Genomic DNA, 22,819 nt, shown 5'->3' on the forward strand with positions numbered 1-22,819 from the left:
CGGTACCAATAAAGTACCGCCGATCTACTCAGGCGGTTCTTACCAGCGGTAGTGAGCGAAGGCCTTGTTGGACTCGGCCATCTTGTGAGTGTCTTCGCGACGCTTCACAGCGGCACCCAGACCGTTCGAGGCATCCAGAATCTCGTTCATCAGACGCTCGATCATGGTCTTCTCGCGGCGAGCCTTGGAGTACCCAACGAGCCAGCGCAGAGCCAGTGCGGTTGCACGGCCCGGCTTGACCTCGACAGGAACCTGGTAGGTTGCGCCACCAACGCGGCGGGAACGAACCTCAAGGGCCGGACGGATGTTGTCCATGGCCTTCTTCAAGGTCGAAACCGCATCGGTACCGGACTTGGCAGCAGCACCTTCAAGTGCACCGTAAACGATGCGCTCGGCGGTGGACTTCTTGCCGTCCACGAGAACCTTGTTGATCAGCTGGGTGACCAACGGGGAATCATAAACCGGATCGGAAACCAGTGGGCGCTTCGGCGCCGGACCCTTACGAGGCATTACTTGCCACCCTTCTTTGCACCGTAGCGGGAACGAGCCTGCTTGCGATCCTTAACACCCTGAGTATCCAGAGCACCACGAACAATCTTGTAGCGGACACCCGGCAAGTCCTTCACACGACCACCGCGCACCAGCACGATGGAGTGTTCCTGCAGGTTGTGGCCGACACCTGGGATGTAGGCGGTAACTTCCATGCCACCGGCCAGGCGCACACGGGCAACCTTACGCAGCGCGGAGTTCGGCTTCTTCGGGGTGGTGGTGTACACACGGGTGCACACGCCACGACGCATTGGGTTGCCCTTAAGGGCAGGTGCCTTGGTCTTATTGACCTTAGGCGCGCGGCCCTTACGGACCAACTGCTGAATAGTAGGCACTTTCGTGTCCTTCCATATTGCTAAAGTTCTTCGGCACCACTCACCCACCAACGAATTCGTGAGCGCGTGGAGCTAACTGCTCGTTTTATCGCGAGCTAAAAACAAAAAGTTCTAGGCGTGCGAAAGTGTGGCATTCGTTGCGCAACGACCCCGCAACCCGGACTGCGTCCATTTTGCCACACATAAAACAATTGACCTTAGCGTATCACGCGGAACGCCCGATCCCCGAATCTCTCCGGGATTACCACTGTGATCTCCACCGTAGGACCCGTGGGTAAACAACCGGTAAGCCGCCGGTGAGCGATGGCCAAATACCTGGCTGTCGCAGGGTCACTAGTAGTTTCTTCACCTAATGATGAATCGCCTAGTTTTCTTCGATGTTCCGGTTAACGGGGCGGGCCCCGCCGCACCCTAAGGTGCGACGGGGCCCGCAGGCTCGGTCTCCGGTTTAGCGGAAGTCCGACCCGTGGTCGTAGTCATCCATCGAGATGGCCTGGAATTCCGGGGAGAGCCCGCCTTCCAGTGCATCGTCGTAGAGACCCGAGGAGAACGCCGAGGAACCGGTGAACAACGTGGCCTTGGCCTCGTCGGTCGGCTCAACGTCGATCTGGGTGTAGCGGTCCAGACCGGTACCGGCCGGGATCAGCTTACCGATGATCACGTTTTCCTTCAGACCCAACAGCGGATCGTCCTTGCCCTCCATGGCGGCCTGCGTCAGAACGCGGGTGGTCTCCTGGAAGGACGCTGCCGACAGCCACGAGTCGGTGGCCAGCGACGCCTTGGTGATACCCATCATCTCGTCACGACCAGCCGCCGGACGCTTGCCCTCGGTGACTGCCTTGCGGTTAGCCGAGGTGAAGCGTGCGCGGTCGGTGAGCTCACCTGGCAGCAAGTCGGTTTCGCCCGACTCGATGACGGTGACGCGGCGCAGCATCTGACGCACGATAACTTCCACGTGCTTATCGTGGATGCCCACACCCTGCGACTGGTACACGTCCTGAACCTCGCGGACGAGGAACTTCTGTGCCTCACGCGGGCCGAGCACGCGCAGAACCTGCTTCGGATCCAAGGTACCGCTGGTCAGCTGGGTACCAGCGGTGATCGACTGGCCTTCCTCAACCAACAGGCGGGCACGACGCAGTACCGGGTAGGCCTGCTTCTCGTCGCCGTTGTCCGGGGTGACGATCACGCGAAGCTGCTTCTCGTCGTCCTCGATCGACACGCGACCGGTGACCTCGGACATCGGGGCCACACCCTTCGGGGTACGGGCCTCGAAGAGCTCCTGAATACGTGGCAGACCCTGGGTGATATCGTCGGCCGATGCCACACCACCAGTGTGGAAGGTACGCATGGTCAGCTGGGTACCGGGCTCACCGATGGACTGTGCGGCGATAATGCCCACGGCCTCACCAATGTCCACGGTCTTACCGCTGGCCAGCGAACGGCCGTAGCACAGGGCACAGGTGCCCACTGCGGAATCACAGGTCAGCACGGAGCGAACGCGGATCTCGTCGACACCGGCGTTGTACAGCTTCTCGATGAGCACATCGCCCACGTCGGAGCCGGCCTCGGCCAACACGTTGCCCTCGGCGTCCTTGACGTCGGTGGCCAGCGTACGGGTGTAGGCGGAGTTCTCCACGGTCTCGTGCATGTGGCGCACACCGTTGACGCTCTCGGCAATCGGCACGGTCAGACCGCGGCGGGTGCCACAGTCCTCTTCGCGCACGATAACGTCCTGCGACACGTCGACCAGACGACGGGTGAGGTAACCGGAGTTAGCGGTCTTCAACGCGGTATCGGCCAGACCCTTACGGGCACCGTGCGTTGCGATGAAGTATTCCAGCACCGACAGGCCCTCGCGGTAGGAGGACTTAATCGGACGCGGGATAATCTCACCCTTCGGGTTCGACACCAGACCACGAATACCGGCAATCTGGCGCAATTGCAGCCAGTTACCACGGGCCTTGGAAGTCACCATGCGGTTAATGGTGTTCAGTTCTTCCATGCCGTTCTTCATGGCCTCGGCAACCTCGTCGGTTGCCTTGGTCCAGATGTCGATCAGGTCCTGACGACGCTCGGAGTCGGCGATCAGACCCTTGTCGTAGGAAGCCTGCACCTTGCGGGCACGCTCCTCGTACGGAGCCAGGATCTCGGCCTTGTTCATGTTCGAGGTGATATCCGAGATCGCCACGGTCACGCCCGAGCGAGTAGCCCAGTGGAAACCGGCATCCTTCAGGTTATCCAGAGTCTCGGCAGCCACGATCTTCGGGTAGCGCTCGGCCAGATCGTTGACGATCTCCGAAAGCGCATCCTTACCGGCCACACGCTCAACCCATGGGTAATCCGCAGGCAGGGTGTCGTTGAACAGTACCTGGCCCAGCGAAGTTTCGATCAGTGCCTCGGTACCCGGCTCCCAGCCTTCCGGAGCGGGCTGCTCGTCGGAGGGCACGAAGTTCGGTACGCGAACCTTGATCGGTGCGTTCAGGTGCAGTTCGCGACGGTCCATGGCCATGATGGCTTCCGGAACCGAGGTGAACACGCGACCGGCGCCAGCCTCGTCGGCACGCTTGGTGGTCAGGTGGTGCAGACCGATGATCATATCCTGCGAAGGCAGGGCCACCGGGCGGCCATCCGAAGGCTTCAAGATGTTGTGCGAGGACAGCATCAGGATGCGGGCTTCGGCCTGAGCTTCCGGGCTCAGCGGCAGGTGAACTGCCATCTGGTCACCGTCGAAGTCGGCGTTGAACGCGGCACAAACCAACGGGTGCAGCTGCAGGGCCTTACCCTCAACCAGCTGCGGCTCGAAGGCCTGGATACCCAGACGGTGCAGGGTAGGTGCACGGTTGAGCAGTACCGGGTGCTCGGTGATGATCTCTTCGAGAACATCCCACACCTGCGGACGGTAACGCTCGACCATGCGCTTGGCGCTCTTGATGTTCTGTGCGTGGTTCAGGTCGACCAGGCGCTTCATCACGAAGGGCTTGAACAGCTCCAGAGCCATCTGCTTCGGCAGACCACACTGGTGCAGCTTCAACTGCGGACCAACCACAATCACTGAACGACCGGAGTAGTCCACGCGCTTACCGAGCAGGTTCTGACGGAAACGACCCTGCTTACCCTTGAGCATGTCGCTCAGGGACTTCAGCGGGCGGTTACCCGGACCGGTGACCGGACGACCACGACGACCGTTGTCGAACAGCGAGTCGACGGCTTCCTGCAGCATGCGCTTTTCGTTGTTCACGATGATCTCGGGGGCACCGAGATCCAGCAGACGCTTCAGGCGGTTGTTGCGGTTGATCACGCGGCGGTACAGGTCGTTCAGGTCCGAGGTGGCGAAACGGCCACCGTCGAGCTGAACCATCGGGCGCAGCTCCGGCGGGATCACCGGAACGGCGTCCAGAACCATACCCTGCGGCGAGTTCTCGGTGCTCAGGAAGGCGTTGACAACCTTCAGGCGCTTGAGGGCGCGAGCCTTCTTCTGGCCCTTGCCATTGTCGATAACCTGCTTGAGCTCTTCGGCTTCGGCCTTGAGGTCGAAGTTCGCCAGACGCTTCTGGATGGCTTCGGCCCCCATGGAGCCTTCGAAGAACAGACCGTACTTCTCACGCATGGTGCGGTACAGGCCTTCGTCACCTTCGAGGTCGGCGACCTTGAGGTTCTTGAAGCGCTCCCAGACCGCACGCAGGCGCTCGGCTTCAGCCTTGGCGCGCTTGTCGATCTGCAGCACGGTCTTCTCGGCGGTGGCGCGAGCCTTGTTCAGCTCGGCACCCTTGGCACCGTCGGCTTCCAGACGCTCGAGTTCTGCCTCGAGGTCGGCGGCCACGGCCTTCTTGTCGGCCTCGGCGTTGTTCGCCAGCTGGCGCAGCTCGAGATCGTGCTGTGCCTGCAGGTTCGGCATTTCGGCGTGGCGACGCTCTTCGTTAACGCTGGTGATCATGTAGGCAGCGAAGTAAATGACCTTTTCCAGGTCCTTCGGTGCCAGATCTAGCAGGTAACCAAGGCGCGAGGGAACACCCTTGAAGTACCAAATGTGGGTCACCGGAGCGGCCAGCTCGATGTGTCCCATGCGCTCACGACGAACGTTCGCACGGGTCACCTCGACGCCACAGCGCTCACAGATGATGCCCTTGAAGCGCACGCGCTTGTACTTACCGCAGTAGCATTCCCAGTCACGGGAAGGACCGAAGATCTTTTCGCAGAAAAGACCGTCCTTCTCGGGCTTCAGGGTGCGGTAGTTAATGGTTTCCGGCTTCTTGACCTCGCCGTAGCTCCAGTCACGGATTTCGTCCGCGGTGGCCAGGCCAATGCGCATGAGGCCGAATGAGGAATCGCTGGACATAGGGTCCTTTTCTCTCTTCTTTGATCTCTGAAGTCGATGTGGGTGAAGTGTGGGTCCGCCGGGCGGCGTAGCATCTACGCTCGGCGCCCGGCGGGACGCACTACACTTCCTCTACGGAGTTCGGCTCCGACCGGGAAAGGTCGATGCCCAGCTCTTCAGCGGCGCGGAACGATTCCTCGTCCGATTCACGCATCTCGATGGTGTTGCCGTCGGTGCCCAGCACCTCTACGTTCAAGCACAGCGACTGCATTTCCTTGATGAGCACCTTGAACGACTCCGGAACGCCTGGCTCCGGGATGTTCTCGCCCTTGACGATGGCCTCGTAGACCTTCACACGACCGTGGATGTCATCGGACTTGATGGTCAGCAGTTCCTGCAGGGTGTAGGCGGCGCCGTAAGCTTCCAGCGCCCACACTTCCATTTCACCGAAGCGCTGACCACCGAACTGTGCCTTACCACCCAGCGGCTGCTGGGTAATCATCGAGTACGGGCCAGTGGAACGGGCGTGGATCTTGTCGTCGACCAGGTGGTGCAACTTCAGGATGTACATGTAGCCCACGGAGATCGGGTCCGGGAACGGCTCGCCGGAGCGGCCGTCGAACAGACGGGCCTTACCGGAGTTGCCGATCAGGCGCTGTCCGTCGCGGGTGACGTTGGTCGAATCGAGGATGCCGCGGATCTCTTCCTCCGAGGCGCCGTCGAAGACCGGGGTGGCCACGGTGGTGGACCCGGATTCGCGCGGCAGGTTCGGCAGGTTCTTGACCCACTCCGGCTCGCCTTCGATCTTCCAACCCTGCTTCGCGGCCCAGCCCAGGTGGATTTCCATAACCTGGCCGACGTTCATACGACCTGGCACACCCAGCGGGTTCAGCACGACATCAACCGGGGTACCGTCCTCGAGGAACGGCATATCTTCCAGCGGCAGGATCTTCGAGATGACACCCTTGTTACCGTGACGGCCGGCGAGCTTATCGCCGTTGGTGATCTTACGCTTCTGCGCCACGTACACGCGCACCAGCTGGTTCACACCCGGGGAGAGCTCATCGTCGTTGTCGCGATCGAAGATGCGCACGCCAATGACGGTACCGGACTCACCGTGCGGCACCTTCAGCGAGGTATCGCGCACTTCACGGGACTTCTCACCGAAGATGGCGCGCAGCAGGCGCTCTTCTGGAGTCAGCTCGGTTTCACCCTTCGGGGTGACACGACCGACGAGCACGTCGCCGGCCTCAACCTCGGCACCGATGTACACGATGCCGCGGTCGTCGAGCTGGGAGAGGATGTCTTCCGAAACATTCGGGATGTCGCGGGTGATTTCCTCGGCACCAAGCTTGGTGTCGCGGGCATCAACTTCGTGCTCTTCGATGTGAATCGAGGTCAGCACGTCGTCGAAGATCATGCGCTGCGAGAGGATGATCGCATCCTCGAAGTTGTGGCCTTCCCATGACATGAATGCCACGAGCAGGTTCTTACCGAGCGACAGCTCACCCTTGTCGGTGGACGGACCGTCGGCGATGATCGACTGGAATTCGATCCGGTCGCCTTCGGAGACGCGCACGCGCTGGTTGTAAGCGTTGCCCTGGTTCGAGCGAGCGAACTTCATGATCGGGTACATCGACTCGGTGCCGTCGTCGTTCATGACAACCACCAGGTCGGCGGAGACCTCGGTGACCACGCCGGGCTTCTTAGCCACAACGGAGTCGCCGGCGTCCACTGCGGCGTACTTCTCCATACCGGTACCGACCAGCGGTGCCTCGGAGGCCAACAGCGGCACGGCCTGGCGCTGCATGTTGGCACCCATCAGTGCGCGGTTAGCATCGTCGTGCTCGAGGAACGGGATCAGTGCGGTTGCGACCGACACCATCTGGCGCGGGGAAACGTCCATGAAGGCGACCTCGGACGGGTCGACCAGGATCGGCTCGCCGCCGCCACCCTTTTCACGCACCAGCACGGTGTCTTCGGCGAAGCGGTTGTTCTCGTCGAGCGGGGCGTTAGCCTGCGCGATGTAGTGCAGCAGCTCGTCGTCGGCGGTGAGGTACTCGACCTCGTTGGAAACGACGCCGTCCTTGACCTTGCGGTACGGGGTTTCGATGAAACCGAAGGAGTTGATGCGGCCGTAGGTTGCCAACGAACCGATCAGACCAATGTTCGGACCTTCGGGAGTTTCAATCGGGCACATACGTCCGTAGTGCGACGGGTGAACGTCTCGAACTTCCATGCCGGCGCGATCGCGCGACAGACCGCCCGGGCCCAGCGCCGACAGACGACGCTTGTGGGTCAGGCCGGCCAGCGGGTTGTTCTGGTCCATGAACTGCGAGAGCTGCGAGGTACCGAAGAATTCCTTGATCGCGGCCACGACGGGACGGATGTTGATCAGGGTCTGCGGGGTGATGGCCTCGACGTCCTGGGTGGTCATGCGCTCGCGCACAACACGCTCCATGCGGGACAGACCGGTGCGTACCTGGTTCTCGATCAGCTCGCCCACGGCGCGGATACGACGGTTACCGAAGTGGTCGATGTCGTCCACGTTCACCGAGATGTCCACGATTTCGCCCTTGCGGGTGCCCTCGATGGTCTTCTCGCCGGCGTGCAGCGCGATGAGGTAGCGGATCATGGCGATGATGTCGTCCAGCGAGAGCACCGAGGCGTTCTCGGTGTCGACGGCGGTCTCCACACCCAGCTTGCGGTTGAGCTTGTAGCGGCCGACCTTGGCCAGGTCGTAGCGCTTTGGCTCGAAGTACATGTTGCGCAGCAGCGACTGTGCGGCTTCCACCGTCGGAGGCTCGCCCGGGCGCAGCTTGCGGTAGATATCCAACAGGGCCTCGTCCTGGTCCTTGATGCTGTCCTTTTCCAAGGTGGCGCGCATCGAGTCGTACTGACCGAACTCGGAGAGAATCTTCTCTTCGCTCCAGCCCAGGGCCTTCAGCAGGACGGTGACCGACTGCTTACGCTTGCGGTCCAGGCGCACACCAATCTGGTCGCGCTTATCGATCTCCAGCTCGAACCATGCACCACGCGAAGGGATGATACGTGCGGAGTAGATGGTCTTGTCACTGGTCTTGTCCGGGGCGGACTCGAAGTATGCACCCGGGGAACGGACCAGCTGGGAAACGACGACACGCTCGGTGCCGTTGATGATGAAGGTACCCTTGTCCGTCATCAGCGGGAAGTCGCCCATGAAGACGGTCTGCTGCTTGATTTCGCCGGTTTCATTGTTCATGAATTCGGCCTTGACATACAGCGGAGCGGCGTACGTAGCGTCGCGGTCCTTGCACTCGGCAATGCTGTACTTGGGTTCGGCGAACTCCGGATCGGAGAAGCTCAAGGACATGGTGTCCTGGAAATCTTCAATCGGGGAGATTTCTTCGAAGATTTCAGCCAGACCACTGGCGTCCGGAACGCTGTTGTCGCCCGCGGCTACTGCCTGAGCCAGACGCTCCTTCCAGCGCTCGTTGCCGACCAGCCGATCAAAGCTTTCGGTCTGCAGCGCTAGCAGGTTCGGGACTTCGAGGGGTTCGTGAATCTTTGCAAAAGAAAGTCGGCCAGCGTACGCAGCGTCGCGAGCCGAACTAGCGGTTTGGTTGTTGGGGTTGCTCGAGGCGACCAAGATGGATCCTTCCACAGACCGTCAGGTTTCCGAGACCTTGCCGTGCTAAGGTTCCTGCGTAGTGCAGAAACCTCGCGTCCGCACGAGCCCACCGCTATATGAAGGTCGTGCGCGCACACAGTAAGGCGCAAACTTCTACTGTACCGGATCGAATCAAGCTTGTCGATATTCCCCAAGCAAATTTCGTGCTATAGTGATCGGCCGCCGCGGCCCACACCCTAACGCTCCGGCCTGTCGCGCCGCCACAGCCCCGAATTCACGGGCCGCTGACTACGTCTAATATGCTTCACTCCCCGACGCCCGAGCTACACCGTGCACACCAGCAACGGGGCGAAAATGACCTAAGCTGGAAACACAATGTCGTGTAACTCACAGGGAACGGAGCAATTTCCATGGCCTCACCACGCGATGCTGTCCTCATAGGTGGCAGCCGCACCCCATTCGCTCGCTTCAAGGGGGCTCTGGCCTCACAAAGCGCCGTTGAGCTGGGCGCGGTGGCGATTAAGGGAGCCCTGGCTAGCACCGGCGTACCGGCCGACGCGGTGCAAAGTGTCATCATGGGCCAGGTTGTTCAGGCTGGATGTGGGCAGAACCCCGCCCGCCAGTCGGCCATTGCCGCCGGTATTGGTTGGGATGTGCCCACGGTGACCGTCAACAAGGTGTGTCTCTCGGGGCTCGCGGCCATTATCGATGCGGCAAGGCTCGTCCGTTCCGGCGAGGCCGACGTGGTGGTTGCCGGCGGTCAAGAGTCGATGTCAAACACTCCGCACCTGCTGCCGAAATCCCGCTTTGGGTGGACCTACGGTGATATTTCGGCGGTTGACTCGGTGGCCCACGATGGCTTGACCGATGCCTTCGATGGCAAATCCATGGGTTTGAGCACGGAAGAAAAGAACGGTGTGCTCAGCATTGATCGCCCCGCTCAAGATGCGGTGGCTGCCTTGAGTCACCAGCGCGCGGCGCGTGCCGTAGCCGAGGGTCTTTTCGCCAAGGAAATCTCTCCGGTCTCCATCCCACAGCGTAAGGGCGAGCCGGTGGTAGTGGCGCTGGATGAAGGTATTCGCCCGGACACGACCGAGCAGACCCTAGCCGCTCTCCGCCCGGCCTTCACTAGCGACGGCACGATCACTGCGGGTAACTCTTCACCGCTGTCCGATGGTGCCGCGGCTGTCGTGGTGACCTCGCGCGAGTGGGCGGAAAACAACGGCTACGAGATCCTCGCGACCCTCGGGGCCGCGGGTCAGGTGGCCGGACCGGACAACTCCTTGCACTCGCAGCCGTCGAATGCCATCGCCAGTGCGCTGAACAAGCAGGGCTGGGCAGCCGAGGATCTCGACTTTATCGAAATCAACGAGGCCTTTGGTGCCGTGGCCTGCCAGTCGCTCAAGGACCTAAACTACCCGCTGGAGCGCACCAATATTCATGGCGGGGCCATTGCCCTCGGCCATCCCATTGGGGCCTCGGGTACGCGCCTTGCGCTCACCGCGGCGCTGGAACTTCAACGTCGCGGCGCTGGCCGCGCGGCAGTGAGCCTCTGTGGCGGCGGCGGCCAGGGCGAAGCCTTGGTCCTCTTCCGCGACTAGACCCCCGTAATGTCGATCGGCTCCGCACCTAGTGCGGAGCCGATCGACGTTAACCGTGCTCGGTGGCTTGAGCGTCACCAGCTACGGGACATCGGAACGTGCCCAGGAAGGAACCGGCAACGTAATGCGTTGGCCGAGTTTGCCGCCGGCCGCGAGGATGCCGTTGCGTAGCAACAGTCCCGCCGGTTTCTCGATGAAGCGGGAGATCAGGTACGCAACCAGCAGGACGATCGCGATAGTCAGCGGTAGCAACACGTACTGGTTGATCTTCAAATGCAGGGATTCAATGATCCACCAGCCCCACAGCTCATGGATGAGATACAGCGGGTAGGTCAGCGAACCGGCGAAGACCAGCCAACGCGAGTAAACCCTGTTTAGTGGTGTGACCGTACATAAGGCCACCACCGCCACACAAAGGGTGCACAGTAGGGCGAAATGCCATGCGGGGACGTCTAGGCCCGACAGGTATGAACTATCGAAAGCGCCTTTCAGTCCGGTGTGGTAGCTGGCGATGAGCGTATTGACGCCAATCAGAAGCCAGCGCGTGAGTGAAGATCCCTCGGTATATATGACGTAGAGCAACATGCCGATGCAGAAGAGCGATGAATACTGCCCCAGTACCCATTCCATCGAGGTCGTGGCGCCAGTGAATTTAAAATACAAACCAACCGCCGGCCAGAGCACCGAAAGCAGCATAATATGATGCGATTTGGTCCAGCCTAGGGCGAGCATAATTCCCAGCAGGAAGTAGAAACGAAGCTCTGCCCACAGTGTCCAGTAGACACCGTCAAGGTCTCGGACATCCATGGCGGTCTGCATCATCGTCAGGTTGGGCAGGATGTCCCCGGTGGTTCGTCCATCACTGGCCTCTGGCCACAGTACGAAGGTCAGCACGGCCGCGGCCAATACGGCTAACCAATAGGCCGGATAGAGTCGTCCTGCACGTGAGGCGACGAATTGCAGCACAGATTTGCCCTGCACCGACATAAGGATGACGAAGCCCGAGATCAAGAAGAATAGCTGCACACCGATGCTGCCGTAGCGTGTAATCTCGGAAAGAATTGGCCACGCATCCGGCGCCTTGGTTCCCCAGTGCGAATGGCCCCAAGCAGTGTAGTGGTAGAACACCACGGCAAGTGCCGCGGTGATTCGCAACCCGTCGAGCAATCCGAGTCGCGCTACCTTTTCTGGGCGTTTAGCCGCTACATGTCTCTGCACACTTCCAGCGTAGGATAACCAAATGAGTATCAGCTGTTAATGGAATCGTTATAAGCATATAAATATCAAATAACGGTTAGGAGCGTTAACGGCGAAAGGCCCCCAAACGAACGAATCGTTTGGGAGCCTTCGCAATAAGCTGCGAGTGACCGCGTGAGCTTACTTGACGGTGACGGTGGCGCCGGCAGCTTCCAGAGCTTCCTTGGCCTTCTCCGCTGCGTCCTTGGCAACGCCTTCCAGCAGAGCCTTCGGAGCGCCGTCGACGAGCTCCTTGGCTTCCTTCAGACCCAGCGAGGTGATGCCGCGAACTTCCTTGATGACTGCGATCTTCTTGTCGCCAGCCGACTCGAGGATAACGTCGAACTCGGTCTTCTCTTCAGCAGCAGCTTCGCCTGCGCCGCCAGCCGGACCGGCAACGGCAACAGCAGCAGCGGTGACCTCGAAGGTCTCCTCGAACTGCTTAACGAACTCGGAGAGCTCGATGATGGTCATTTCCTTGAATGCGTCGAGCAGCTCTTCGGTGGTGAGCTTCGCCATGGTGGCGTCCTTTCGGTTTTGGCCCTAGGGGCCGATGAATTGGGTTACGTTGCGAGAGAATCGCGAGGAGCTTAGGCCTCGTCGGCCGGAGCGGCCTCGGCGGCTTCGCCACCGTTCTCTTCGAGCTTGGCGCGCAGGGCTTCCACGATGCGTGCAGCAGCGGAGGCCGGAGCCTTCAGAACGCCAGCAACACGTGCCAGCTGGTGCTCGCGGGACTCCAGGGCAGCCAGGGCCTTGATACCTGCTTCGTCAAGGGCGTTGCCCTCGAAGAAACCGGCCTTGATAACCAGCTGCTGGTTCGTCTTGGCGAACTCCGTGAGGCTCTTTGCAGCGGCAACAGCATCGCCCTTAATGAAGGCGATAGCGGTCGGACCGGCAAGCTGGCCATCGAATGCATCGATGCCGGCTTCCTTAGCCGCGATTGCAGTCAAGGTGTTCTTGACAACCGCGTACTTGGTCTCCTGACCAAGCGAACGGCGCAGTTCCTTGAGCTGTGCAACGGTAAGCCCACGGTATTCGGTCAGGACAGCCGCGGTTGATTCCTTGAAATCAGTGGTGATCTCTTCGATCGCCACAGTCTTGGTCGGCGTTGCCATAACACTCCTTCCGGGGAATAGTTCGGTACCGTTTCATAACCGGCGGAGCGCAATAAAAAACGCCCCGCGCAGGAGCACAGGGCAGCTCAACCTGAGTTGAGACAAATCTATGAAACCTGCGTTGGTCGTCCAGGTGGACTCTTCGGATTCCTGACAAAGCAGGTCTCGACCGACGGTCTTCGGTGCTTTTAAGTCTACCGACGCGAGTGCCGCAGGCAAAATCGAGGCAAAGTCATTGAGTGGTGATCTCTGCCACGCCGCATTAAAAGACAAGGCCCGCGCCAGCACTTTGGGGGACGCTGAACGCAGGCTACTTGTCGACGAACAGGCCTTGGGGAGACCTTATTCATCCACCTGCTACATGGTCTTGGGGGTCCCATATAACTGGTGCCGAGTGACTCGGTTTCTACAGCGTATCACCGAGGTATGAGGGCAAGACAAGACCCCAGCAATACATGAAGCAAACTTTCTCTACGTACCGTTGAATAATTCCGGGTGACGTCACAGCGCAGGAATGCGTCCTAGGCATGCGAAAGGGGAGCCGAAGAAACTCTTCGACTCCCCTATTCGGCCTGACTAATCAGTGACTAGCCAACGCGGGTTACGTTCGGATCAACCGGGATGCCGGGACCGAAGGTGGTGGCCACGGTGGCCTTCGAGATGTAACGACCCTTGGAGGAGGACGGCTTCAAGCGAAGCACCTCTTCCAGAGCGGCTGCGTAGTTCTCGGTCAGCTGCTTGGCATCGAAGGATGCCTTGCCGATGATGAAGTGCAGGTTCGAGTGCTTGTCGACGCGGAAGTCGATCTTGCCACCCTTGATGTCGTTGACGGCCTTGGCCACATCCATGGTCACGGTGCCGGTCTTCGGGTTCGGCATCAGGTTACGTGGGCCGAGGATCTTACCCAGGCGGCCAACCTTGCCCATCATGTCCGGGGTTGCCACAGCGGCGTCGAAGTCGGTCCAGCCGCCCTGCACCTTCTCGATCAGTTCGTCGGAGCCAACGAAGTCGGCGCCGGCTTCACGAGCGGCCTCTGCCTTGTCACCGTTGGCGAAGACCAACACGCGGGCGGTCTTACCGGTGCCGTGCGGCAGGTTGACGGTGCCGCGCACCATCTGGTCAGCCTTACGGGGGTCGACGCCGAGGCGGAATGCAACCTCAACGGTCGAGTTGCTCTTCTCGCCGGCCAGTTCCTTGGCCAGGGCGATTGCCTCTGCCGGATCGTAGCTCTTGTCGGCGTCAATCTTGGCCGCTGCGGCCAAGTATGCTTTGCTGCGCTTTGCCATCTGCGTTTTCTCCTTATGCAGTCGTGGTCATGTGGACCGCGCTCGGCCCTGCCACGGGTGGGTGAACTGGCGGTTCAGCCACCTTTTATTAGTTAGTGGTTGTGTAGCTTCGTGGTGAAGCTACGCAAAGGCTGGTGCTTAGCCTTCGACGGTGATGCCCATGGAGCGGGCGGTACCGGCGATGATCTTGGAGGCGGCGGCCAGATCGTTTGCGTTCAGGTCTTCCATCTTGGAGTTAGCGATCTCCTCAACCTGAGCCTGGGTCAGCTTGCCCACCTTGGTGGTGTGCGGGGTGCCCGAACCCTTGGCAACGCCAGCAGCCTTCTTGATCAGCTCGGCTGCCGGAGGAGTCTTGGTGATGAAGGTGAACGAACGATCTTCGTACACGGTGATTTCAACTGGAATCACGTTACCGCGCTGCGACTCGGTGGCAGCGTTGTAAGCCTTGCAGAATTCCATGATGTTCACGCCGTGCTGACCAAGGGCAGGACCGATCGGAGGTGCCGGGTTGGCGGCGCCTGCCTGGATCTGCAGCTTGATGAGTCCGGTGACCTTTTTCTTAGGGGCCATGTCGGGTCCTTCTACTCTTGCGTTTTTCCGCAGCACAGGAGCGTGGTACGGATGGTGGCCGTCGTGGCGCGACAGCCGAACGTGCCCGCACCGCGAAAGCATGTCGCAATGGGGCACGAAGACTTAATACTACTGGATCTTGGTGACCTGGTTGAAGTTCAGCGTCACCGGGGTCTCGCGTTCGAAGATCGAAACCAACACAACCAGCTGGGCCGCTTCGAGCTTGATCTCGGAGATGGTCGCCGGCATGGTCTCGAACGGACCGTCGTTGACGATAACCGACTCGCCAACCTCGAAGTCCACCGTGACCTCAGTAATCGGGGCGCGGCCCGGCTTGGAAGCCGAGGGCTGCTTCTCCGGATCAACCACGGTGTGCTCGAGCATGGAGAACACTTCATCCAGGCTCAGCGGGTTCGGGTCGTGGGCGTTACCCACGAAGCCGGTGATACCTGGAGTGTGGCGAACAACACCCCACGAAGCGTCGGTGAGCTCCATACGAACTAGCACATAACCCGGAATGCGCACGCGGCGCACGATCTTGCGCTGAGTGTTCTTGACCTCGACGACCTCTTCCATCGGGACCTGGATTTCGTAAATGAAATCCTCCATGTCCTGAGTCTGGATACGGGCCTCGAGGTTCACCTTCACGCGGTTCTCGTAACCTGCGTAGGTGTGGATGACATACCAATCACCTGGCTGACGACGCAGCTTGGCGCGGAATTCTTCCTTGAGCTGGGCGACCTTGTCGGCGGCCTCATCAGCTTCGCTCTTCTCGGTCGCTACCTCGTCGCTAGCTTCCGGTGCTTCATCAGCGGTTTCGGCGGTAGCCGTTTCACCTGCAATAACCGGCTCATCGGCGGTCTGCTCGGATGCAACGAACTCGGTCTCGACCTCGTCGCTAACCTGCTGTTCGAGTTCATTGTCGGACACTGCAGTTCCTGCTTTCTTTTTACTGACTTAACACCATTGCGCGCCCGCCGGCCGGGTTCGGCTGGCAGACGCTGGAAATTTTACTGTTCCGGACGGTTTGTGAACAGGAGGATCGAGCCACTACCGAACACGAAATCTAGGAGGGAAACCAACACCATGACGACCGCGACGAAGGCGATCACCACCAGGGTGTAGTTCAAAAGCTCGCTACGAGTTGGCGTAACGACCTTCTTCAGCTCGGAGATGACTTGGCGCAGGAAAAGCATAATGCGCCCGAAGAAGCTCTTCTTAAGGTCGTTACCGCGTCCCGGGCTTTCAACAGCTGAGTTGCTCACCGTGATCCTCGTTTCAATAATTGGCCAGTTGAAACAATCACGGTGTGTCGCAGCCTGGCCGACCACAACACACCGTGACGTGAGATTCGCTGTGCGATACCTTCTGTATCGCTACTGCGCAGGGCAGACAGGACTCGAACCTGCAACCTGCGGTTTTGGAGACCGCTGCGCTACCAATTGCGCCACTACCCTTTGAGCTTTAGCTCTGCTGCCGCTTGTCCCGGCAACGAAAAATAACTTTACGCAAGGATCGCGCAAATGTCGAACTGACCACCCGGAGTGTGTCGAAGGCCGCTAAAAAAGTGTTGCTGAACTGATCATTCTCCGTAATTTTCCGGGGTATCCCGGCCATGGATCGATCTGACCACTAATGTTAAGAGCGACAGCTTTCAACGTAGAGTTCAGGATCTCTCCACCCATGTCTAGAATTTCTCGCCGCATTGGCGCAATCTCCGAATCTGCCACCCTGGCCGTCGACGCCAAGGCCAAGGCGTTGAAAGCCGCCGGCCGCCCCGTGATTGGGTTCGGTGCCGGCGAACCGGACTTCCCAACGCCCGAGTACATTGTGCAGGCCGCCGTTGAGGCCGCACGTGATCCGAAGAATCACCGCTACTCTCCTGCCGCCGGTCTTCCCGAACTACGCGAGGCCATCGCGGCCAAGACCATGCGTGATTCGGGCTACGCCATCGAGGCCAGCCAGGTGCTGGTGACCAACGGCGGCAAGCAGGCCGTGTACAACACCTTCGCTACCCTGCTGGATCCGGGCGACGAGGTCATTATTCCGGCCCCCTACTGGACCACCTACCCGGAGGCCGTGCAGCTAGCCGGTGGCGCACCGGTGACCATCTTCGCTGGCCCGGAGCAGGGCTACAAGGTCACCGTGGAACAGCTCGATTCGGTACGCACCGAGCGCACCAAGGTTCTGCTGTTCGTCTCCCCCTCGAACCCTACCGGTGCGGTCTACACCCCCGATGAAGTAGCGGCCATTGGTCGTTGGGCCGCCGAGCACGGCATCTGGGTGGTCACCGACGAGATCTACGAGCACCTAACCTACGGCGAGGCCAAATTCAGCTCCATCGCCACGCTCGTACCGGAGCTCGAAGACCGCGTGGTGGTACTCAATGGTGTGGCCAAGACCTACGCAATGACCGGTTGGCGTGTGGGCTGGATGGTCGGTCCGCAGGACGTCATCAAGGCCGCGACGAACCTGCAGTCGCACGCTACTTCGAATGTCGCCAACGTCTCGCAGCGTGCAGCCCTGGCCGCCGTGGCCGGACCGCTGGATGCCGTCGAGGAAATGAAGGTAGCCTTCAACCGCCGCCGCCTGGCGATCGTCGAGGGCCTGAACGCCATCGAGGGCCTGCACTGCCCCACGCCGGAGGGCGCCTTCTACGCCTACTCGGACGTGCGTGGACTACTGGGCAAGGAAATCCGCGGCGTGGTGAGCAACACCAGTGCCGATCTGGCCGCGGTCATCTTGGAACAGGCCGAAGTTGCCGTGGTCCCGGGCGAAGCCTTTGGACCTTCCGGCTACATCCGCATGTCATACGCACTGGGTGACGCCGACTTGGCCGAGGGCGTGGCTCGCATGCAGCGTCTGCTCGGCGAAGCACGCTAACTAGCACGTACGTTCATCGCAGCGGGCGGTGTGTAGGAGTCTCCTACACACCGCCCGCGACGTTTAAGACTCGGTCCGCTTGGAATCGTCCAAGGCTAGAGAAGCCGGCGATCGACGGCCCACCGGGTTAGCTCATGACGATTCGATAACTGCAGTTTGCGCAGCACATTCGACACATGCGATTCGACGGTCTTGATGGAAATGAAGAGTTCTTTGGCGACCTCACGGTAACTGTAGCCGCGTGCGATCAACCGCATCACTTGAAGTTCCCGGTCGGACAGCAGATCGAGTTCCTCGTCAACGCTGGCGACCTGAGCACCGCTGAAGGCATCGAGCACAAAACCGGCCAGACGCGGCGAGAACACCGCATCTCCGCTGGCCACCCGGCGCACGGCGGCGGAAATTTCCTCGCCCGAAATGCTCTTGGTGACATAGCCCCGGGCGCCGGCGCGAATCACCGTGACCACGTCCTGAGCCGCATCCGATACGCTCAACGCCAAAAAGCGGGTTCCTTCCAATTGCGCGGCGCAACCGGCCAGCACTTCGGCCCCACCGCCGCCGCGGCCGCCGGGAAGATGGACATCGAGCAACACCACATCGGGGCGTTCGGAGGCAATGACGCTGATCGCGTCTTCGACCGTACCGGCCTCCCCGACAATCTGAATATCGCTCGCCAGGTCGGCCTTCAGGCCGGAGCGAAAAATGGCATGGTCATCGACCAGCACGACGCGTACCGGCGACGCGTCTTCGATGGGTGCCTCGGTCATGGCGTCGTCCCTTCCTCGGTGGATTCTTCTCGTGGCATGCGTAACTGAACCTCGGTGCCCTCTGATGAGCTACGAATAGTGACCGTGCCGCCGGCTCGTTCGATGCGCCCGATAATTGACTCGCGAACCCCGTGCCGATCGGCGGCGATGCTCTGCACGTCGAAACCCGAGCCTCGGTCCCTCACGAAAATCTCCACGTGGCTCGGGGTGCATTCGACAAAGACCGAGATCTTTCCCGTGGTGTGTTTCGCCGCGTTCATCATCGCCTCACCGCTGGCCGCGACCAGGGCCTGTTGCGCGGCAATCCCTTGCGCATGACCCACGGTGATCACCTCGATATCACGTAGCATCAGCTGTTCAATGGTACGTGCCTCTTCGGTGATGGCGGTGCCCAGATCCTCCGGTGATTGTTCGGGATCCCCATAGAGCCATTGGCGTAATTCGCGTTCCTGCACGCGGGCCAAGGTGCGTACCGCCGCCGGGTCGTCGCTACGTTTTTGAATGACCGCGAGGGTCTGTAGCACCGAGTCGTGCAGGTGCGCGGCGAATTCGGCACGTTGCGCGGCGGCCTGCCGGCTGCTGCGCTCGGACAGGAAATCGCGCCATAGCCGCAAGGCCCACGGCAGCAAGACCACCACGGTGCCGGCAAGGATCGCCCCCGCCGTAGCCAAACCGCCCAATAGGTCGACGGTACTCACGTTGCCGCTGACCAAGGCCAGCAATCCGGAGATCACCAGAAGCAGCCCCAGCGCCAAGCGCAGGAGCACCGGTCCACGCAGTTTGCCTTCACGGCGGGCGTTGGAGCCGTCCAATTGCAGCCACGCGAGCACCACGCCGGCCAGAATCCCCAGCGAGGGCCAGAGCAAATCCCAGCGAATCGTCCAGCCTGCCCATTGCCCATAGGCCAGAAAGGCCAATACGAGTAGGGTCGCACCGATCAGTACCTCGCGGATCGAAACGAGCCACGCGCTGAGTTCGGCCGGTTTGGGCAGATTGCGTTGCACCCGCTCCATTTCTTCGGCCAGCGACAGCCGTCGCGTACCACGACTACGTTCGGCATCGGCGTCGGCTTCTTGCTTACTGGGGGTCATCGCCCACAGCCAGGCATAGAGCACCACGCCCGCGCCACCGAGCCCAACCAGCGCAATGAAGGCCACGCGCACAAAACTGACCCGGACCCCCAGGTGTTCGGCGAGCCCGCCGCACACGCCGGCGATCACGCGTGAGTCGCTGCGCAGTAAGCTGGGACGCTCTGCTGGTGTTTGCATGCTCCAAGTCAAGCACGCCCGAACCCGGAGGAGCGAGCACCCCTAGGGTAGCTCAGGGTTAAATCAGGGCACCCCCTCATAGCGGTCGCGCCCTAGTCATTAGAGGATTGAGTTATGAACATGCAGAACGGATCATCCAGCAGCTTCTTCGAGCAGATGCGTAAGCTCGGGATCGTTCGCCAAGACTCGCAATGGTTCGGTGGCGTGGCGGCAGGCCTCGCCCAGCGTTTCTCCATCGACACCATCCTGGTGCGCGGCATCATCATCGTGCTGAGCATATTCGCCGGCGTGGGCCTCATTGCCTATGCCCTGGCTTGGGCGCTACTGCCCGACCGTCGCGGAACCATCCACCTCGAACAGGCCATCGCCAAGGAGTGGACCAACGGCATGACCGGCGCAGTGATCTTTTTCGTCTGCGGTCTGCTCCCGCTGCCGTGGGCGATCGGCTCACTCGGCCCCATCCTGTTCCCGGTGGTGATTATCGCCGGCGTAGTGTTCCTGATTTTCAGCCGGCGCAACACTCGCTTCGAACGCTACCACCCAGCGCCACCGAGCCCCGGTAGCGCCAGCAGCGACGCGACCGCTCACCGAAGCGGCCCGGTGCACCACGGCACGGTGATCGAAAAGCCCTGGCGTGGGCCGCACGACCCGGCCTTTCATCAGCGACAATCCAAAGAATTTCCCGAGGTCCCCGGTGAGCCGAAGCTCCCGGAGCCCGAGTTCGAGCAGCACACCAACCGGGAGGACCAGATGAGTACCCCATACAATGACGGATTCACTCCGCCACCGCCGCATCACTCACCCACTCCACAAGTGCGCAAGGCTCCCCCGATCCCCGGCTGGGTAGCAACTATCGTTGTCGGGTTGAGCGTATTGTCCATGGCCGCGGTCCTCCTGGCAGGACAGCTCGATTTCCCTGGCGTACCAGATAATGGCTGGACCTTGGCGCTCCCGGTGGGTCTGCTGGTCGCAGGCTTGGGCATTACCTTCGCCTCATTCGCCAAGCGCACCAGTGGCGGCCTGTTGGGTTTGGCCATCCCGTTGTTGGTTCTCACGCTGATCTTCGGTGGCAAACCGGTGATTTTCGGTGACTACCGCGACGGAGTCATCGTCCATGACGACCCCAACGAGTACAGTGCCGTGTTCAGCAACGCCACTATCGATCTAACCGGGTACCGGCACATTACGACGCCGACCAAAGTAGAGATCAATTCGGTTTTCTCAAAGGTGGAACTGATGCTTCCCGAAGGTGTCCCGGTGACAATCGACAGCAATGGGGTGTTCATGTCTAAGCGCGAAGGCATCGACTCGATCAATCAGGGGGTTATCAACCCAGATGCCCCGGTTCTCACGATCGAATTCAACGGGGCGTTCACCAAGTTCGACTATGAACGCAGCAGCATTGTCACGACGCCCGACACCGATTTCTAGAAAGGAGCTAGGCTCATGAATAGCAACGACTCCGAGACTAAGTTCCCCTCCGGCACCCTGATCTTCGGCCTCATCCTGATCGCCGTGGCCGTGACGACGATGGGCGGCGAAATCCTCTCCTGGCACTTCGACCGCTCGTTGTTCTTCATTGGTTTGATCGCTCTCGCCGGCATCGGCCTGATCGGTTCGGGCATCGCCTCGGCGCGCCGCAACCATGCACGATCGACCGAGCTCCCCGGCCCTGACTCCACCGAGACCCACTAAGGAAAAGGAACCACATACCATGGACAGTTTCTTCAATTCCCTGCGCTCCATCCCGCTTCGTCGTGGCCCGGCCCGCATGGTCGGAGGTGTGGCCGGCGGCCTCGCCGATAAGTTCGGATGGGATGTCACCCTCGTGCGCATCGGCATGCTGCTCTCCTTCCTGTTACCGGTGCTCGGCATTGGCGCTTACATCGTGGCTTGGCTCCTGATCCCCGACCAGCAGGAGAACATCATCTTGCAGAAGTGGCTGCGGGCCTTCTAGGCCTCTCAGGCTTCGAGAACCCCTCGGCGAGCCGGGGCGGGAACTTCCCGCCCCGGCTCGCTCTTGTGGTCTAAAGCACGTAAACTAGTCACAATCGCGGCTCAACGGTGCGCCAGGAACCTATCCACCGGTCCCCGCCCCCGTTCACCGCCGGCCTTCACGATACGAGTCAGTATTGTGGCCAGCTCGAATCGTGGGTGAAGACCCTTGAGAATCGAGCACTCATGCGCATTGGCATTCTTACCTCCGGCGGCGACTGCCCCGGTTTGAACGCGGTGATCCGCGGCGCCGTACTGAACGGCATCAAGTCCCACGATTACGAATTTGTTGGCTTCCGCGACGGCTGGCGTGGCGTCAAGGAATCCGACGTGATCGACCTGCCCCGTCAGGCGGTGCGCGGTATCGCCAAACAGGGCGGCACCATTTTGGGCACCTCGCGCACCAACGCGTTTGAGGGCGAAAACGGCGGAGCCGAGAACATTGCCCGCAATCTGGAGCAGCTCGGCGTCGACGCCCTGATCGCCATTGGTGGCGAAGGCACCCTCGCCGGTGCGAAGCGCCTCTGTGATGAAGGCATTCGAATCGTGGGCGTGCCGAAGACCATCGACAACGACCTCGACGCCACCGACTACACCTTCGGCTTTGATACCGCGAATCAGATCGCCGTGGAGGCCATTGACCGCCTGCGCACCACCGGCGAATCTCACCACCGTTGCATGGTCGCCGAAGTAATGGGTCGTCACGTGGGTTGGATTGCCCTGCACTCGGGTATGGCATCCGGTGCCCACGCCATTTTGATCCCGGAGCAGTCCACTTCGATGGATCAGATCTGCGAATGGGTTAACGAAGCCAACGAGCGTGGTCGCGCACCGCTGGTTGTCGTGGCCGAAGGTTTCGTGCCCGAAGGCGATTCCGAAGCCTTCTCCACCCGTGGGCTCGATACCTTCGGACGTCCGCGCTTGGGCGGCATCGGCGAGCTACTAGCCCCGATGATCGAAGAGCGCACCGGCATCGAAACTCGTGCCACCGTACTGGGGCACATCCAGCGCGGCGGCGTTCCGAGCGCTTTCGACCGTGTGCTGGCCACGCGCTTGGGTATGGCGGCCGTGGACTCGGTAGCCAACGAAGCCTGGGGCACCATGGTGGCCCTGCACGGTACGCATATCAACCGTGTTCCCTTGCGTGCTGCATTGAACAATCTCAAGCGCGTTCCGCAAAACCGCTACGAAGAAGCCAAGCTGCTCTTCGGCTAAACCATTTCTTAAAAGTGAACGTGCCGGCCGGTTCCCGTTGGGAAACCGGCCGGCACGTTGCTTTGTGTGGG

Annotated in this window: 19 protein-coding genes and 1 tRNA gene; 6 read left to right on the forward strand and 14 right to left on the reverse strand. The window is 60.8% G+C overall.

Features of this window, described 5'->3' with window-relative positions; translation table 11 throughout:
* Window positions 1-39: 39 nt before the first annotated feature.
* From rpsG to rpoB, 4 genes are all read right to left on the reverse strand, one after another.
* Window positions 40-510 (reverse strand): 30S ribosomal protein S7, encoded by a 471-nt coding sequence (rpsG, locus tag ACJD00_RS11535; protein ID WP_047119684.1) that lies wholly within the window; start codon window positions 508-510, stop codon window positions 40-42.
* A complete protein-coding gene (gene rpsL / locus ACJD00_RS11540; RefSeq protein ID WP_309406191.1) occupies window positions 510-884 on the reverse strand; it encodes a 30S ribosomal protein S12 in 375 nt (124 codons plus the stop codon). The genes rpsG and rpsL overlap by 1 nt, the downstream gene beginning before the upstream one ends.
* A gap of 448 nt (window positions 885-1,332) precedes the next feature.
* On the reverse strand, window positions 1,333-5,223 hold the full coding sequence (locus ACJD00_RS11545) for a DNA-directed RNA polymerase subunit beta' (RefSeq protein WP_418907103.1): 3,891 nt from the start codon (window positions 5,221-5,223) through the stop codon (window positions 1,333-1,335).
* Between the two features lie 100 nt (window positions 5,224-5,323).
* Window positions 5,324-8,830: a DNA-directed RNA polymerase subunit beta gene (gene rpoB, locus ACJD00_RS11550; RefSeq protein WP_309406188.1), complete on the reverse strand. Its 3,507-nt coding sequence runs from the start codon at window positions 8,828-8,830 to the stop codon at window positions 5,324-5,326.
* Window positions 8,831-9,222: 392 nt separating this feature from the next.
* Here rpoB and ACJD00_RS11555 point away from each other — a divergent pair, with 392 nt between their 5' ends.
* Entirely contained in the window at window positions 9,223-10,413 is a 1,191-nt protein-coding gene (locus ACJD00_RS11555) for an acetyl-CoA C-acetyltransferase (protein WP_418907104.1), read from the forward strand.
* Between the two features lie 81 nt (window positions 10,414-10,494).
* Here the strand turns inward: ACJD00_RS11555 and ACJD00_RS11560 are convergent, their stop codons facing one another.
* The 8 genes from ACJD00_RS11560 to ACJD00_RS11595 form a co-directional block, all read right to left on the reverse strand.
* Window positions 10,495-11,631 carry an acyltransferase family protein gene (locus ACJD00_RS11560; RefSeq protein ID WP_418907105.1) on the reverse strand — a complete coding sequence of 379 codons (1,137 nt, stop codon included), beginning with the start codon at window positions 11,629-11,631 and terminating at the stop codon, window positions 10,495-10,497.
* Between the two features lie 159 nt (window positions 11,632-11,790).
* On the reverse strand, window positions 11,791-12,168 hold the full coding sequence (gene rplL, locus ACJD00_RS11565) for a 50S ribosomal protein L7/L12 (RefSeq protein ID WP_309406184.1): 378 nt from the start codon (window positions 12,166-12,168) through the stop codon (window positions 11,791-11,793).
* Window positions 12,169-12,239: 71 nt separating this feature from the next.
* Window positions 12,240-12,764, reverse strand: coding sequence for a 50S ribosomal protein L10 (gene rplJ / locus ACJD00_RS11570; RefSeq protein ID WP_418907106.1), 525 nt, complete (start codon window positions 12,762-12,764; stop codon window positions 12,240-12,242).
* A 587-nt stretch (window positions 12,765-13,351) separates the two neighbouring features.
* A complete protein-coding gene (rplA, locus tag ACJD00_RS11575) occupies window positions 13,352-14,050 on the reverse strand; it encodes a 50S ribosomal protein L1 (RefSeq protein ID WP_309406182.1) in 699 nt (232 codons plus the stop codon).
* A gap of 138 nt (window positions 14,051-14,188) precedes the next feature.
* The gene (rplK, locus tag ACJD00_RS11580) at window positions 14,189-14,620 is read right to left on the reverse strand and encodes a 50S ribosomal protein L11 (protein WP_309406180.1); all 432 of its coding nucleotides are present in this window, start codon (window positions 14,618-14,620) and stop codon (window positions 14,189-14,191) included.
* A gap of 129 nt (window positions 14,621-14,749) precedes the next feature.
* The gene (gene nusG, locus ACJD00_RS11585) at window positions 14,750-15,550 is read right to left on the reverse strand and encodes a transcription termination/antitermination protein NusG (protein WP_418907107.1); all 801 of its coding nucleotides are present in this window, start codon (window positions 15,548-15,550) and stop codon (window positions 14,750-14,752) included.
* Between the two features lie 80 nt (window positions 15,551-15,630).
* Complete coding sequence (gene secE / locus ACJD00_RS11590; protein WP_309406178.1) at window positions 15,631-15,885, reverse strand: preprotein translocase subunit SecE; 255 nt, start codon at window positions 15,883-15,885, stop codon at window positions 15,631-15,633.
* Between the two features lie 119 nt (window positions 15,886-16,004).
* Window positions 16,005-16,077, reverse strand: a tRNA-Trp gene (locus ACJD00_RS11595).
* A 226-nt stretch (window positions 16,078-16,303) separates the two neighbouring features.
* On the opposite strand from ACJD00_RS11595, the gene ACJD00_RS11600 reads away from it, so the two are divergent.
* Window positions 16,304-17,503 carry a pyridoxal phosphate-dependent aminotransferase gene (locus ACJD00_RS11600; RefSeq protein WP_418907108.1) on the forward strand — a complete coding sequence of 400 codons (1,200 nt, stop codon included), beginning with the start codon at window positions 16,304-16,306 and terminating at the stop codon, window positions 17,501-17,503.
* A 95-nt stretch (window positions 17,504-17,598) separates the two neighbouring features.
* Here ACJD00_RS11600 and ACJD00_RS11605 read toward each other — a convergent pair whose 3' ends face one another.
* Together ACJD00_RS11605 and ACJD00_RS11610 are read right to left on the reverse strand one after the other, a co-directional pair.
* Entirely contained in the window at window positions 17,599-18,270 is a 672-nt protein-coding gene (locus ACJD00_RS11605; RefSeq protein WP_309406176.1) for a response regulator transcription factor, read from the reverse strand.
* A complete protein-coding gene (locus ACJD00_RS11610) occupies window positions 18,267-19,538 on the reverse strand; it encodes a PspC domain-containing protein (protein WP_418907109.1) in 1,272 nt (423 codons plus the stop codon). The genes ACJD00_RS11605 and ACJD00_RS11610 overlap by 4 nt, the downstream gene beginning before the upstream one ends.
* Window positions 19,539-19,652: 114 nt before the next feature.
* Between ACJD00_RS11610 and ACJD00_RS11615 the strand changes: the two genes are divergently transcribed.
* The 4 genes from ACJD00_RS11615 to ACJD00_RS11630 all read left to right on the forward strand — a co-directional run bounded on the left by ACJD00_RS11615 (window position 19,653) and on the right by ACJD00_RS11630 (window position 22,748).
* Complete coding sequence (locus tag ACJD00_RS11615; RefSeq protein ID WP_418907110.1) at window positions 19,653-20,969, forward strand: PspC domain-containing protein; 1,317 nt, start codon at window positions 19,653-19,655, stop codon at window positions 20,967-20,969.
* Between the two features lie 15 nt (window positions 20,970-20,984).
* A complete protein-coding gene (locus ACJD00_RS11620; RefSeq protein WP_309406172.1) occupies window positions 20,985-21,233 on the forward strand; it encodes a hypothetical protein in 249 nt (82 codons plus the stop codon).
* Window positions 21,234-21,252: 19 nt separating this feature from the next.
* Entirely contained in the window at window positions 21,253-21,495 is a 243-nt protein-coding gene (locus tag ACJD00_RS11625) for a PspC domain-containing protein (RefSeq protein WP_418907111.1), read from the forward strand.
* A gap of 224 nt (window positions 21,496-21,719) precedes the next feature.
* A complete protein-coding gene (locus tag ACJD00_RS11630; protein WP_418907112.1) occupies window positions 21,720-22,748 on the forward strand; it encodes a 6-phosphofructokinase in 1,029 nt (342 codons plus the stop codon).
* Window positions 22,749-22,819 lie beyond the last annotated feature (71 nt).

This window comes from Glutamicibacter endophyticus (assembly GCF_048457885.1).
GTDB classification, from domain to species: domain Bacteria; phylum Actinomycetota; class Actinomycetes; order Actinomycetales; family Micrococcaceae; genus Glutamicibacter; species Glutamicibacter endophyticus.

What these genes read in the sequence shown, in the direction of transcription:
- rpsG (WP_047119684.1), bottom strand. Translation starts at nt 510, where the DNA reads ATGCCTCGTAAGGGTCCGGCGCCGAAGCGCCCACTGGTTTCCGATCCG.
- ACJD00_RS11545 (WP_418907103.1), bottom strand. Translation starts at nt 5,223, where the DNA reads ATGTCCAGCGATTCCTCATTCGGCCTCATGCGCATTGGCCTGGCCACC.
- ACJD00_RS11555 (WP_418907104.1), top strand. Translation starts at nt 9,223, where the DNA reads ATGGCCTCACCACGCGATGCTGTCCTCATAGGTGGCAGCCGCACCCCA.
- rplL (WP_309406184.1), bottom strand. Translation starts at nt 12,168, where the DNA reads ATGGCGAAGCTCACCACCGAAGAGCTGCTCGACGCATTCAAGGAAATG.
- rplJ (WP_418907106.1), bottom strand. Translation starts at nt 12,764, where the DNA reads ATGGCAACGCCGACCAAGACTGTGGCGATCGAAGAGATCACCACTGAT.
- rplA (WP_309406182.1), bottom strand. Translation starts at nt 14,050, where the DNA reads ATGGCAAAGCGCAGCAAAGCATACTTGGCCGCAGCGGCCAAGATTGAC.
- rplK (WP_309406180.1), bottom strand. Translation starts at nt 14,620, where the DNA reads ATGGCCCCTAAGAAAAAGGTCACCGGACTCATCAAGCTGCAGATCCAG.
- ACJD00_RS11600 (WP_418907108.1), top strand. Translation starts at nt 16,304, where the DNA reads ATGTCTAGAATTTCTCGCCGCATTGGCGCAATCTCCGAATCTGCCACC.
- ACJD00_RS11605 (WP_309406176.1), bottom strand. Translation starts at nt 18,270, where the DNA reads ATGACCGAGGCACCCATCGAAGACGCGTCGCCGGTACGCGTCGTGCTG.
- ACJD00_RS11610 (WP_418907109.1), bottom strand. Translation starts at nt 19,538, where the DNA reads ATGCAAACACCAGCAGAGCGTCCCAGCTTACTGCGCAGCGACTCACGC.
- ACJD00_RS11615 (WP_418907110.1), top strand. Translation starts at nt 19,653, where the DNA reads ATGAACATGCAGAACGGATCATCCAGCAGCTTCTTCGAGCAGATGCGT.
- ACJD00_RS11620 (WP_309406172.1), top strand. Translation starts at nt 20,985, where the DNA reads ATGAATAGCAACGACTCCGAGACTAAGTTCCCCTCCGGCACCCTGATC.
- ACJD00_RS11625 (WP_418907111.1), top strand. Translation starts at nt 21,253, where the DNA reads ATGGACAGTTTCTTCAATTCCCTGCGCTCCATCCCGCTTCGTCGTGGC.
- ACJD00_RS11630 (WP_418907112.1), top strand. Translation starts at nt 21,720, where the DNA reads ATGCGCATTGGCATTCTTACCTCCGGCGGCGACTGCCCCGGTTTGAAC.